This window comes from Photobacterium toruni (genome assembly GCF_024529955.1).
Lineage (GTDB): Bacteria > Pseudomonadota > Gammaproteobacteria > Enterobacterales > Vibrionaceae > Photobacterium > Photobacterium toruni.
Map to the genome: position 1 here is coordinate 517,540 of NZ_AP024854.1, position 13,631 is coordinate 531,170.

Below are 13,631 nucleotides of genomic sequence, written 5' to 3' on the forward strand. Positions count from 1 at the left end.
TTAAACATAATTAAAGAGTAACCAGCTTGGAGGCACTAATGGTAAATATTGAACAATTGGCTTATGAACTTGGTGAAGCATTAAAAGCTAAACGCTGGGTTGTAACTACGGCAGAATCTTGTACTGGGGGTGGCGTTTCGTTTGCTATCACTGAGATTCCAGGCAGTTCTGCATGGTTTAATCGTGCTTTTGTTACTTATAGTAATGAAGCCAAGAAGCAAATGTTAAGTGTTACTGAGCAGGCTTTGGTTGAGTTTGGTGCTGTGAGTGAGGCGGTGGTATTTGAAATGGCATGTGGCGCTTTAGCCGCTTCACGTGCTGATATTAGTGTCGCAATCAGTGGTATTGCAGGTCCTGATGGCGGTAGTGATGAAAAACCCATTGGTACTGTATGGTTTGCTTGGGCTGATGCAACAGGATGGCAGCAGACACAATGTTGTGTGTTTAGTGGTTCAAGAAATGAGGTTAGACAACAAGCAATAGCTAAAGCATTATCTGGTTTAATTGCTCGTATAAACGCCGTTATCAATGCGTGATCTCATTATCAATAAATGTATTTAACAAAAAAAACAAACCAGAACTAGACACTGTATGAATAGACAGTATACTAAGTCTCATACCCAGATCAGTAACTTTATTTTAGCATCCGTTGGAGAGTCAAATGGACGACAACAAGCAGAAGGCTCTTGCCGCAGCGTTAGGCCAGATTGAGAAGCAGTTCGGTAAAGGTTCAATTATGAAATTGGGCGATAATAAAACAATGGATATCGAAACTATTTCGACTGGTTCATTGTCTCTTGATATCGCACTCGGTGCTGGTGGTTTACCAATGGGTCGTATCGTGGAAATCTACGGTCCAGAATCATCAGGTAAAACAACACTGACACTTGAAGTTATCTCTGCAGCTCAGAAGCAAGGTAAAACATGTGCATTTATTGATGCTGAGCATGCCCTTGATCCTATTTATGCTCAGAAGTTAGGCGTTGATATTAATGAATTATTAGTGTCTCAACCTGATACTGGTGAGCAAGCTTTAGAAATCGTTGATGCACTAGCACGTTCAGGTGCAGTTGACGTTATCGTTGTTGACTCCGTTGCAGCCTTAACACCAAAAGCTGAAATTGAAGGTGAAATGGGTGACTCTCATATGGGTCTGCAAGCACGTATGCTATCGCAAGCAATGCGTAAACTAACCGGTAACCTTAAACAATCGAATTGCATGTGTATCTTCATTAACCAGATTCGTATGAAGATTGGTGTAATGTTTGGTAATCCCGAAACCACAACGGGTGGTAATGCATTGAAGTTCTATGCTTCTGTTCGTCTTGATATTCGTCGTACTGGCGCAATTAAAGATGGTGATGAAGTGGTTGGTAACGAAACCCGTATTAAAGTGGTTAAGAACAAAATTGCGGCACCGTTTAAACAAGCTGAAACGCAAATTCTTTATGGCCAAGGTTTTAACCGTAATGGTGAATTGATTGATCTTGGTGTAAAAAATAAATTAGTTGAAAAAGCGGGTGCTTGGTATAGCTATCAAGGCAATAAGATTGGTCAAGGTAAAGCAAATTCTTGCAAATATCTTGTTGAAAACCCTGCAATTGCTGCTGAAATCGAAAAGAAATTACGCGATTTACTACTAACGCCACCTGTTGAAGAAACTGACGAAAAAGAGATCGACAAAATAGATGCTGAAGATGGCGATGCTTTTTAATTAAAGTAAAATCAAGTGTATTTATATAGATATCTATAATTAACCCAGCCTTTGCGCTGGGTTTTTTTATCACTTTATTTTGGATTATGATTATCTAAATAGCGGTAATTTAATTGACAAATTTGGCGAGTTTTCTGCTTTAATATATCAAATTATAGTTTTAACTTTATATTTATTCGTCATTGAATTGAGTTATTGCATTCATTAGATAGGCATATTTGCAATGAAAGAACACGTATCGTTAATACGTTTGATAGGCAGAACTATTCGACGATTTACCGAGTGGCTTTACACTCTTCGCCACATTTTTGTGGCTTTGTTTGTTTTAGGTAATAGTGGTCTTATTTTTCATACGATTTACGGCTTACCTATTAATTTATTAACACTGTTTAATGTCCGTGATTATGATCAAATAAATGCGAGCTTTTTAACCAATGCACCCTATTTTATGCTGGGTGTGTTTATCGTTATGAGTTCAGTTGGACTTTTTTTTAGAGCGCGAATTTCATGGATGATCAGCTTTACATTAATGTTGATCAATATTTTTTATACCGCTCATATTCATCCTCAACAAACCCATAATATTCATTATGGTATTGCATCCTTAGTGCTGTTATTTATGGTGCGCAAATACTTTTCTAAAAGTAGTGTCGCTGCCGGCAGTATCTTTGCGTTAATCAGCGTGATCACTTTATTATTAACGTCAACCTATGGTGCGCTGTATTTTGGGGATGGATTTAATCCTAAAATAACCAGTTTATTGACTGCGTTTTATTATGCGATAGAAACCATGTCTACTGTTGGTTATGGTGATATTGTTCCTGTTTCTGAACCAGCACGATTATTTACTATTTCGGTTATTGTGTCTGGTATTACCGTCTTTGCCACTTCGGCAACGTCAGTGTTAGGCCCTGTTGTTCATAGTGGTTTTGAACGACTTGTTAAAGGTAATAGTAAAAAAATGGATCGTACAAATCATTTTATAATTTGTGGCTTATCAAGCCTTGCTATTAATACGATTAAGCAATTAACGGAGCGTAAGCAGCCCATTACAGTTATTGTTTCACCGCGAATACAGCAAGTAGCAAAAGATCAATTAGAAGGGCTAGATGTTGTTGTAGGGGATTACAGTGATGGCGCTATTTTAACGCAAGCTGGGGTGATGAATGCTAAAGCGGTGCTTGCACTGAGTGATGATGATGCAGACAATGCATTCATTGTGTTATCTGCAATTGAATTAGCCAGCTCGGCACGTACTGTAGCGTTGGTTAATGAAAGTAAAAATATAAATAAAGTGAAAAGTGTTAATCCTGACATTGTTATTTCACCGCAGCAGTTTGCGAGTGATATTCTGGCACGATTATTAAATGGAGAAAGCATCGATAGTGATTCGATCGTGGCATCGCTATTGCATTCAGTACAAGGGCTATCGGAAAAAGAAATTACTAAATAATATTATTGTACGGCGTGCGGTAGGGGATTATTTGATACATTTTACCACATATCATTTCCCGTAATAGCTACCGTTGTTTTACAATAGCCCCCAAAAAATTTATCTTAGCTTTATTATTAGATGGTGATTGTTCATTGTTCCTGTGATTGGAGGGGTGAACAGTTATCGAAGAAAACCGCCATGAGGTGTTTTTCTGTCCTTCTATTCCAAGCATTAATTCAGGATTTGCCAATGTACATGAGCACTGATGAGATTCGCCGCGCGTATCTTGCATTTTTCGAGAGCAAAGGCCACCAGATCGTGGAAAGCTCATCTCTTGTACCTGCGAATGACCCAACGTTGTTATTCACTAATGCAGGTATGAACCAGTTTAAAGATACATTCCTTGGTCTTGAAAAGCGTAACTATACACGTGCGACAAGCGCTCAGCGTTGTGTTCGTGCGGGTGGTAAACATAACGACCTTGAAAATGTTGGTTTTACAGCGCGTCACCATACTTTCTTTGAAATGTTAGGTAACTTTAGCTTTGGTGATTACTTCAAGCATGATGCAATTGGCTATGCGTGGGAGTTTCTAACTAAAGAGCTTAAGCTTGCTGAAGATCGTTTAGTTGTTACTGTTTATGAAAGTGATGATGAAGCGTTTGATATCTGGAATAAAGAAATTGGTATTCCAGCTGATCGTATCGTTCGTATTGGTGACAACAAAGGCGCGCCATTTGCTTCAGATAACTTCTGGCAAATGGGTGACACAGGTCCTTGTGGTCCATGTACTGAAATTTTCTACGATCACGGCGATCACATCTGGGGTGGCCGTCCTGGTACACCTGAAGAAGATGGCGACCGTTTCATTGAGATCTGGAATAACGTATTTATGCAGTTCAACCGTCAAGCTGACGGTACAATGGAACCACTGCCTAAGCCATCTGTAGATACAGGTATGGGTATTGAGCGTATTGCTGCAATCATGCAGGGCGTACACTCAAACTACGAGATCGATATTTTCCAAACCCTTATTAAAGATGCAGCTGCTGTTATTGGCTATGACGATTTGTCTAATCAATCACTACGCGTTGTGGCTGACCATATCCGCTCTTGTGCATACCTAATTGCTGATGGTGTAATGCCATCAAATGAAGGTCGTGGCTATGTATTACGCCGTATTATTCGTCGTGCAGTACGTCACGGTAACAAGCTAGGCGCACAAGGTGTGTTCTTCTACAAGCTTGTAGGTCCATTAGCTGAAATTATGGGTTCTGCGGGTGTTGAGCTTAAAGCACAGCAAGAGCTTGTAGAGAAAGTACTTAAGATTGAAGAAGAGAACTTTAGTCGTACCCTTGAGCGTGGTCTAACTATTCTAAATGAAGCGCTAGATAACATTGACGGTAAAGTGCTTGATGGTGAAACAGTATTTAAACTGTACGACACTTACGGTTTCCCAGCTGACTTAACTAACGACGTTGCTCGTGAGCGTGGTTTCTCAATCGATGAAGACGGTTTTGAAACAGCGATGGAAGCACAACGTCAACGTGCTCGTGATGCAGGTAACTTTGGTGTTGATTATAACGACGCGATAAAAGTTGATGCGGAAACTGAATTTTGTGGTTACAGCACAACTGATGGCGAAGGCGAAATTGTTGCGTTATATCGCGATGGTAATGCTGTTGACACCATCAATGCTGGTGACAATGCATTAGTTGTATTATCAAATACACCGTTTTATGCAGAATCAGGCGGTCAGTGTGGTGATAGCGGTTTATTAACGGCTGAAGGCGTAGTATTTAACGTTGCTGATACGCAGAAGTTTGGTGCTGCAACTGGCCATAAAGGTCAATTAGTTGAAGGTACACTAACCGTTGGTCAACAGTTGACTGCTGCCGTTGATTCTGAACGTCGCCAAGCGATCAGTTTAAACCACTCTGCAACACACTTAATGCATGCAGCATTGCGTACTATTTTAGGCGATCACGTTGCTCAGAAAGGTTCATTAGTAAAAGCGGATAGCCTTCGTTTTGACTTCTCAAACCTAGAAGCGGTTAAGCCTGAACAACTACGTGCTGTTGAGGATATGGTTAACCAACAAATTCGTGCTAACCATAGTATTGATACCAACATTATGGATATTGATGCAGCGAAAGCAAACGGTGCGATGGCATTGTTTGGTGAAAAATACGATGACGAAGTACGCGTACTAAGCATGGGTGATTTTTCAACTGAGCTTTGTGGTGGTGTTCACGCTAACCGTACTGGTGATATCGGTCTATTTAAGATTCTATCTGAAAGTGGTATCGCTGCGGGTATTCGCCGTATTGAAGCTGTAACAGGTGCTGGCGCAATTGCAGCCATGCACACTGAAGATATGATGCTAGCGAAAACAGCGCGTTTAGTGAAGTCTGACGTGGCATCTGTTGTTAGCAAAGTGGATGCGTTAGTGTCTCATAGCAAGCAGCTAGAAAAAGAAATTCAACAATTAAAAGACAAGCTAGCCGCGCAAGAAGGCGCAAGTTTAATCAATAAAGCGCAAGAAATTAATGGCGTTAAAGTATTAATTGCGAAGCTTGACGGCGCTGATAATAAAGCATTACGTGGCATGGTTGATGAGTTAAAAAATCAGCTAGGCAGTGGTGTGGTGTTATTAGGTAATGTTAGCGAAGGTAAAGTTGGTTTAATCGCTGGTGTTACGAAAGATTTAATTGGCAAAGTAAAAGCAGGTGAGCTAGTTAATTTGGTTGCATTACAAGTTGGTGGTAAGGGCGGCGGTCGTCCTGATATGGCACAAGCTGGCGGTACTGACGCAGCAGCATTGCCTGCAGCATTGGAAACTGTTGCACCATGGCTAGCTGACAAACTGTAATCACTGGAGAGGTAATGTGGCACTATTAGTGCAGAAATTTGGTGGTACATCAGTTGGTAGTATTGAACGAATAGAAGCCGTCGCTGAGCGAGTGATAAAAGCTCGCCAGTGTGGCCACCAAGTAGTTGTTGTATTGTCTGCAATGGCCGGTGAAACTAATCGGTTATTGGGCTTAGCTAAGCAAATTGATGCTGTTCCTACCCCACGAGAGTTAGATGTACTTCTTGCTGCGGGTGAACAAGTGTCGATTGCCTTATTAGCTATGGCGTTGAATAAACGAGGCTATAGTGCGACCTCATTAACGGCAGATCAAGTTGTTATCCATACGGATAGCAACTTTAATAATGCCATTATTCATGAGGTTGAAACCCAGAATATGACCACATTACTAGGCCAAGACAACATTGTTGTCGTGGCCGGTTTTCAAGGACGTGATATTGATGGCAATATCACAACCTTGGGACGTGGCGGGTCAGATACCACTGCGGTTGCTATTGCTAGTGCGCTTAATGCAGATGAATGTCAAATTTTCACAGATGTTGATGGAGTGTATTCTACAGATCCAAGAATTGTACCAAGTGCTGCTCGTTTGGATGTTATTCACTTTGATTACATGACTTGCATGGCGCGCTTAGGGGCAAAAGTGCTACAATTACAGTCTGTAGAGTATGCGTGTCAACATCGCGTTCCATTAAGGGTTCTTTCTTCCTTTGAAGAAGGGCAGGGAACGTTAGTTAATTTTGATGTAATGAATAATCAGAACATCATTGGCGTTGCGCTTCAAAGGCAGCAGGTTTTAGTTAATATTATGCTACCAGTAGCTGTTCTTAAAGAGCAGTTGGACTTATATGGTTTGACAGCTTGGAATTTATCAACTAATTCTAGTGATGATATATCACAAATCGTTATTTCTAATGATGATTTAGCTCGCTTAAGGCTAGTGTTTACTAACAAAATGCGCCATATTGGTATGGTCTCTATACTTTCCTTGGTTGGAAAGGATGTTCAGCAGCATTTGCAATCTATTCAAATGGCGCTGCATGAGGCAGGCATTACAGTGCATACATATCAGGGCGATAATAAGTGTTTATCTTTATTGATTAATGAAGATGACCACCTTATAGCTGTTGATTTAATCCATGAAAAATTTGTGGTCGATGGCCAGTGTTTAGGTAATCTATCGCATCCTGCTGTTTCTTGAGCCACGGCTATTTACGAAATTGTGAATTTTATTGGATAAAACGTTAAATTCTTATAAGACTGAGATTACTCAAGGAGCACTCGAATGCTAATTTTAACACGTCGTGTAGGTGAAACTCTAATGATCGGTGACGAAGTAACTGTTACTGTTCTTGGTGTTAAAGGAAATCAGGTACGTATCGGTGTTAACGCACCTAAAGAAGTATCTGTTCACCGTGAAGAAATATATATGCGAATTCAAGCAGAAAAAGAAGCTGGTACTCCGAGTACTGGTAACTACTAATTCGAAGAGGGCTAGGATAATTATCCTGGCCTTTTTTGTGTCTGTAGCAAAGTAACGTCTTGCCTGTTGTTATTAAATCCTAATAGATAGCTATGTTTTTTTGTTATCCTTTAAATAGGATGCTCGCTATATAAAGTGAATGTTTTATCACTTATGTTGCATTAACTGTCTTATTGATTATTAAGTGTTCGTTCGTGCGGTAAGTGTTGGTTTTTGGCAATAAAGTGTTTGACTTATTTTGGGCTGGCAGTAATATGTGCCACCACAACATGGTGAGGTGGCCGAGAGGCTGAAGGCGCTCCCCTGCTAAGGGAGTATACGGTTTATCCCGTATCGAGGGTTCGAATCCCTCCTTCACCGCCATTATTTTTTAATGGATATTGTGACGCTTTCTTATTGATTTAATTATCTTAATTTGGGATAATGCAACGGTAACAAAGCACAGTGCGCGCGTAGCTCAGCTGGATAGAGTACTTGGCTACGAACCAGGCGGTCGGAGGTTCGAATCCTCCCGCGCGCACCATTATTTAAGCAATGAGTTCTGTTAACCTTTAGCAGTTAATACAACTTGTTACTTGCACCGAATTGTGTGGTGAGGTGGCCGAGAGGCTGAAGGCGCTCCCCTGCTAAGGGAGTATACGGTTTATCCCGTATCGAGGGTTCGAATCCCTCCTTCACCGCCATTCTTTATTGATGGCAACGATGTTGATATCAATATGGTGTTTTCTTTAGCAAGAAACACCCAGTGCGCGCGTAGCTCAGCTGGATAGAGTACTTGGCTACGAACCAGGCGGTCGGAGGTTCGAATCCTCCCGCGCGCACCATTATTTAAGCGATGAGTTGAACATAATAGTTAACTTGTTACTTATACCAATTTGTGTGGTGAGGTGGCCGAGAGGCTGAAGGCGCTCCCCTGCTAAGGGAGTATACGGTTTATCCCGTATCGAGGGTTCGAATCCCTCCTTCACCGCCATTAATTGCTTTCTATCAAAAATTATCGCAAGGTAAGGTTTGACGATTGCATTATTCCTTTTATAGCTAAAAGGAATTGTTTCTGAAAAAAGAAACAACAGTGCGCGCGTAGCTCAGCTGGATAGAGTACTTGGCTACGAACCAGGCGGTCGGAGGTTCGAATCCTCCCGCGCGCACCATCATTTAAAAGCAATAGACCACAATGTCTGTTGTTGTAACAGAATTAGTGCGCGCGTAGCTCAGCTGGATAGAGTACTTGGCTACGAACCAGGCGGTCGGAGGTTCGAATCCTCCCGCGCGCACCATCATTTAAAAGCAATAGACCACAATGTCTGTTGTTGTAACAGAATTAGTGCGCGCGTAGCTCAGCTGGATAGAGTACTTGGCTACGAACCAGGCGGTCGGAGGTTCGAATCCTCCCGCGCGCACCATCATTTAAAAGCAATAGACCACAATGTTTGTTGTTGTAACAGAATTAGTGCGCGCGTAGCTCAGCTGGATAGAGTACTTGGCTACGAACCAGGCGGTCGGAGGTTCGAATCCTCCCGCGCGCACCATCATTTAAAAGCAATAGACCACAATGTTTGTTGTTGTAACAGAATTAGTGCGCGCGTAGCTCAGCTGGATAGAGTACTTGGCTACGAACCAGGCGGTCGGAGGTTCGAATCCTCCCGCGCGCACCATCATTTAAAAGCAATAGACCACAATGTCTGTTGTTGTAACAGAATTAGTGCGCGCGTAGCTCAGCTGGATAGAGTACTTGGCTACGAACCAGGCGGTCGGAGGTTCGAATCCTCCCGCGCGCACCATCATTTAAAAGCAATAGACCACAATGTCTGTTGTTGTAACAGAATTAGTGCGCGCGTAGCTCAGCTGGATAGAGTACTTGGCTACGAACCAGGCGGTCGGAGGTTCGAATCCTCCCGCGCGCACCATCATTTAAAAAGCAATAGACCTCAATGTTTGTTGTTGTAACAGAATTAGTGCGCGCGTAGCTCAGCTGGATAGAGTACTTGGCTACGAACCAGGCGGTCGGAGGTTCGAATCCTCCCGCGCGCACCATCATTTAAAAGCAATAGACCTCAATGTTTGTTGTTGTAATAGAATTAGTGCGCGCGTAGCTCAGCTGGATAGAGTACTTGGCTACGAACCAGGCGGTCGGAGGTTCGAATCCTCCCGCGCGCACCATCATTTAAAAGCAATAGACCACAATGTCTGTTGTTGTAACAGAATTAGTGCGCGCGTAGCTCAGCTGGATAGAGTACTTGGCTACGAACCAGGCGGTCGGAGGTTCGAATCCTCCCGCGCGCACCATCATTTAAAAGCAATAGACCACAATGTCTGTTGTTGTAACAGAATTAGTGCGCGCGTAGCTCAGCTGGATAGAGTACTTGGCTACGAACCAGGCGGTCGGAGGTTCGAATCCTCCCGCGCGCACCATCATTTAAAAGCAATAGACCTCAATGTTTATTGTTGTAACAGAATTAGTGCGCGCGTAGCTCAGCTGGATAGAGTACTTGGCTACGAACCAGGCGGTCGGAGGTTCGAATCCTCCCGCGCGCACCATCATTTAAAAGCTCAGCTTAGGCTGGGCTTTTTTTATACCTCAATTTTAGCCTTGATATCATTCTGCGGTTTTTATACCTCATTCTTCCATTTATACCATCAATACGCTGTAGCTTAGCTTTCCTGTAATAACTTATTATGCAGTTAAATCAAAGATTGAATAACAGCCAGTTAATAGACTTGGTATTATTATCAAAATCAGATCTTTTGTACTGTTGTAACCAGAGGTTAGATCGACATTGCATACTTACTATTATTTTATGAGATAACAACTTAATGACAGAATTGATGAATGGCGATCTTGGATTATGGGTGCTGTTTGCCACTGGATTTTTAAGTGCAACCTTACTGCCTGGTGGATCTGAAGCTAATCTAATTGCAGCTTTAAAAGTAGGTGATAACCCTGTATGGCAAATAGTTGCAGTTGTAACTATCGGCAATACTTTAGGAGGGCTGACTAATTATTGGCTTGGATTGTTACTACCTGATAAAACAGCTGAAAATAAACAAAGTAATAACGCATTATTATGGTTAAAGAAATATGGTTATTGGAGTTTATTATTAAGTTGGATGCCATTAATTGGTGATCCTCTTTGTCTTGCTGCCGGTTGGTTACGGATGCGTTTTTGGTGGTGTGCTGCCGCTATTTTTATTGGGAAAATGTTACGCTATATTGCCTTAGCGGCGATTGTGCTAGGGTTATTCTCTGGATTATCAGTGTAAGGAATGTATTAACGTGCAAAAGTGGGTTTTAAGTGCTGCAGTACTGTCATTAGCAGGATGTAGTCAATGGAGTGAACATGCTTCAGTAAATGATAACTTGCCACAAGGAGTTAAATTTATTGAACAGGTTAAAGCCGTAACAGGCAAGGCAGTAATTCCTTACAGTAAATATCAATTAGCCAATGGACTGACTGTTATTCTATCACCAGATGATTCTGATCCTTTGGTAAATGTTGATATGACTTATCATGTTGGCTCTGCTCGCGAACAACAAGGAAAGTCAGGTTTTGCTCATTTCTTTGAACATATGATGTTTCAAGGCTCAAAACATGTTGGTGATCAGCAGCATTTTAAATTGATCACAGAAGCTGGCGGTAATTTAAATGGCAGTACTAACCGCGATCGTACTAATTATTATGAAACCGTTCCTGCAAACCAACTTCAAAAAGTGTTGTGGTTAGAGTCCGATCGAATGGGGTTCTTATTGGATGCAGTGTCACAGCGTAAATTTGAAATTCAGCGTTCAACAGTAAAAAACGAGCGAGCTCAAAATTTTGAAAATCGTCCTTATGGGTTGATTTATGAGAAAATGGGTGAGGCGCTATATCCGCGAAGTCATCCATATTCATGGCAAACTATTGGTTATGTTGATGATCTTGATCGGGTTGATGTTAATGATCTTAAAGCATTTTTCCTGCGTTGGTATGGTCCAAATAATGCGACTTTGACTATCGGTGGTGATATTAATAAAGCGCAAACACTAGCGTGGATCAATAAATATTTCGGCTCGATTCCACGAGGTCCTGAAGTAAAAAATGCGCCTAAACAGCCTGCTAAAATTACTCATAATCGATTTATTACCCTTGAAGATAATATTCAACAACCAATGCTAATGATGGGATGGCCAACAGCGTATCTTGGTGCAAAAGATCAGTCATCACTGGATATACTAGGGCAAATTATTGGCAGTGGCACTAATAGTTTACTGTATCAAAAATTAGTTAAGACGGGCGAGGCTGTAGATGCTGGTGCTTTTCAAGATTGTGCCGAGCTCGCGTGTACGATGTATGTTTATGCAATGGCCCCAAGCGGAAACCAAGGCAATTTAAAACAGCTGCGTACTAAAGTGATGGCTATCGTCAATGGTATTGAAAAGCAGGGGATTAACCCTCAGCAACTGAATGAAATTAAAGGTTCAGTTGCGGCAAGTGCAATTTATGGCTTGCAAAGTGTAGCGGGTAAAGTCTCTCAGCTTGCGGCTTATCAAACATTTTTTGGTGATCCTAATTATTTACCAACCGAGCTTAAAAACGTTAATAGCGTTACCACCAATACTGTAATGGCAGCTTATAATAAGTACTTATATCAGCAGCCAAATGTCAGTTTAAGCGTAGTACCAAAAGGGAAATTGCAATTAGAAGCGGCTAAGCCAAACTTTATTCCTGCGCCTCGTCATCTTCCACAGCATCATAAGATCAAAGAGCAAGATTTAGCTTATCGTACGGTTACCGATAATTTTGATCGCTCAGTCATGCCACAAGCATCAACTCCCGTTAAAGCTGTGATGCCGAGTTTATATGAATTTAAACTTGCTAATGGTATTAATGTTATTGGCACTGAATACCAAGAAACCCCCACTATTACCTTACAATTAAGTGTCCCTGCTGGGCGTCGAGTTGAACCTGATGGTAAAGCAGGGTTAGCACAATTAACGGCGGCAATGATGAATGAGGGGACGACGAAATTAACCGCGGAGCAGATAGCATCAAAACTTGATACCTTAGGCAGTAGTATCAATGTTAATGCTGGGCTTTATAACACCACGGTATCACTGAATACTTTGACAAAGAATTTACCACAAACATTGGCATTATTTGAGCAACGTTTGTTGGAACCTAAATTCACAGAATCTGATTTCAAACGTTTGAAAAAGCAAATGTTAGAAAGCATTGTCTATGAGCATCAAAGTGCGGAATGGTTAGCAAATCAAGCAACTCGAGATGTATTGTTTAAAGGGACGGTATTTAGTCGTCCCGCGGAGGGCACTCAAGCCTCCATTAATAATCTTACCTTGCAAGATGTTAGGGATTTCTACCAGCGTTATTACACTCCAAATGGTGCTGATATCGTCGTCGTTGGCGATATTAAACAAGCTAATTTACAGACGGATTTAGCCCCGTTAGCGGCTTGGAAAGGGGCTCCTAAACCAACGTTTATAATGCCAACGTTACCATACCTATCCCAGCAAGCGATATGGCTAGTCAATAAACCGCATGCGCCACAAACCGTCGTGCGTTTGGTGCGCCAAGGCTTAGCTTATGATGCAACGGGTGAGTTATTTAAGACGCAGTTAGCTAATTTTAATTTAGCGGGTAATTTTAATAGTCGTCTAAATTTGAATTTACGTGAAGATAAGGGCTATACCTATGGTGCTGGCGGTTATTTAACTGGCGGACGAGAAATTGGTATGGCAAGTTTTTATGCACAAGTTCGAGCTAATGCAACTTTACCTGCGATCAAAGAGTTTATGGTTGAACTTAAACGCATGAGTAGCACTGGATTAACCGATAAAGAAGTCAAATTTATGCGGTTAGCTGTTGGTCAACAAGATGCGTTAAGTTATGAAACGCCGACTAAAAAAGCGGCGTTATTAGGCACCATACTCAGTTATGATTTACCAAAAGATTTTGTAACTCAACGTAATCATATTGTGGCAACTATTACGAAAACTGAAATGGATAACTTAGCTAAGAAATGGTTTAACCCTAATGATTATCAAATTATTGTTGTCGGTGATGCTAAAACATTATTGCCGCAATTAAAGACATTAGGTTTACCTATTCATCAATTAGTACTCAATCAGTAAG

The 13,631-nt window shown here is 41.5% G+C and carries 8 protein-coding genes and 17 tRNA genes; all 25 read left to right on the forward strand.

Features of this window, described 5'->3' with window-relative positions:
* Positions 1-38 precede the first annotated feature (38 nt).
* The 25 genes from pncC to OC457_RS02720 all read left to right on the forward strand — a co-directional run bounded on the left by pncC (position 39) and on the right by OC457_RS02720 (position 13,630).
* On the forward strand, positions 39-536 hold the full coding sequence (pncC, locus tag OC457_RS02600) for a nicotinamide-nucleotide amidase (protein WP_080175376.1): 498 nt from the start codon (positions 39-41) through the stop codon (positions 534-536).
* A gap of 125 nt (positions 537-661) precedes the next feature.
* On the forward strand, positions 662-1,714 hold the full coding sequence (gene recA / locus OC457_RS02605) for a recombinase RecA (protein WP_080175375.1): 1,053 nt from the start codon (positions 662-664) through the stop codon (positions 1,712-1,714).
* Between the two features lie 223 nt (positions 1,715-1,937).
* On the forward strand, positions 1,938-3,167 hold the full coding sequence (gene kch / locus OC457_RS02610; protein WP_080175374.1) for a voltage-gated potassium channel protein: 1,230 nt from the start codon (positions 1,938-1,940) through the stop codon (positions 3,165-3,167).
* A gap of 231 nt (positions 3,168-3,398) precedes the next feature.
* Entirely contained in the window at positions 3,399-6,020 is a 2,622-nt protein-coding gene (gene alaS, locus OC457_RS02615) for an alanine--tRNA ligase (protein WP_080175373.1), read from the forward strand.
* A gap of 16 nt (positions 6,021-6,036) precedes the next feature.
* On the forward strand, positions 6,037-7,221 hold the full coding sequence (locus OC457_RS02620; RefSeq protein ID WP_080175372.1) for an aspartate kinase: 1,185 nt from the start codon (positions 6,037-6,039) through the stop codon (positions 7,219-7,221).
* Between the two features lie 84 nt (positions 7,222-7,305).
* On the forward strand, positions 7,306-7,503 hold the full coding sequence (csrA, locus tag OC457_RS02625; RefSeq protein ID WP_036793345.1) for a carbon storage regulator CsrA: 198 nt from the start codon (positions 7,306-7,308) through the stop codon (positions 7,501-7,503).
* A 271-nt stretch (positions 7,504-7,774) separates the two neighbouring features.
* Positions 7,775-7,866, forward strand: a tRNA-Ser gene (locus OC457_RS02630).
* Positions 7,867-7,949: 83 nt separating this feature from the next.
* Positions 7,950-8,026: transfer RNA gene (locus OC457_RS02635), tRNA-Arg, on the forward strand.
* A 68-nt stretch (positions 8,027-8,094) separates the two neighbouring features.
* Positions 8,095-8,186: transfer RNA gene (locus OC457_RS02640), tRNA-Ser, on the forward strand.
* A 64-nt stretch (positions 8,187-8,250) separates the two neighbouring features.
* Positions 8,251-8,327 (forward strand) — tRNA-Arg (locus tag OC457_RS02645).
* Between the two features lie 57 nt (positions 8,328-8,384).
* Positions 8,385-8,476: transfer RNA gene (locus tag OC457_RS02650), tRNA-Ser, on the forward strand.
* Between the two features lie 101 nt (positions 8,477-8,577).
* Positions 8,578-8,654 (forward strand) — tRNA-Arg (locus tag OC457_RS02655).
* A 49-nt stretch (positions 8,655-8,703) separates the two neighbouring features.
* A tRNA-Arg gene (locus tag OC457_RS02660) sits at positions 8,704-8,780 on the forward strand.
* 49 nt (positions 8,781-8,829) lie between these two features.
* Positions 8,830-8,906 (forward strand) — tRNA-Arg (locus OC457_RS02665).
* 49 nt (positions 8,907-8,955) lie between these two features.
* Positions 8,956-9,032, forward strand: a tRNA-Arg gene (locus OC457_RS02670).
* A 49-nt stretch (positions 9,033-9,081) separates the two neighbouring features.
* Positions 9,082-9,158 (forward strand) — tRNA-Arg (locus tag OC457_RS02675).
* Positions 9,159-9,207: 49 nt separating this feature from the next.
* Positions 9,208-9,284, forward strand: a tRNA-Arg gene (locus tag OC457_RS02680).
* Between the two features lie 49 nt (positions 9,285-9,333).
* Positions 9,334-9,410, forward strand: a tRNA-Arg gene (locus OC457_RS02685).
* Positions 9,411-9,460: 50 nt separating this feature from the next.
* Positions 9,461-9,537 (forward strand) — tRNA-Arg (locus tag OC457_RS02690).
* A gap of 49 nt (positions 9,538-9,586) precedes the next feature.
* A tRNA-Arg gene (locus tag OC457_RS02695) sits at positions 9,587-9,663 on the forward strand.
* Positions 9,664-9,712: 49 nt separating this feature from the next.
* Positions 9,713-9,789, forward strand: a tRNA-Arg gene (locus OC457_RS02700).
* Positions 9,790-9,838: 49 nt separating this feature from the next.
* Positions 9,839-9,915: transfer RNA gene (locus OC457_RS02705), tRNA-Arg, on the forward strand.
* A gap of 49 nt (positions 9,916-9,964) precedes the next feature.
* A tRNA-Arg gene (locus OC457_RS02710) sits at positions 9,965-10,041 on the forward strand.
* A 276-nt stretch (positions 10,042-10,317) separates the two neighbouring features.
* Positions 10,318-10,764: a YqaA family protein gene (locus OC457_RS02715; protein WP_080175371.1), complete on the forward strand. Its 447-nt coding sequence runs from the start codon at positions 10,318-10,320 to the stop codon at positions 10,762-10,764.
* A 13-nt stretch (positions 10,765-10,777) separates the two neighbouring features.
* Positions 10,778-13,630: a M16 family metallopeptidase gene (locus OC457_RS02720; RefSeq protein ID WP_080175370.1), complete on the forward strand. Its 2,853-nt coding sequence runs from the start codon at positions 10,778-10,780 to the stop codon at positions 13,628-13,630.
* The last annotated feature ends 1 nt before the right edge of the window (position 13,631 follow it).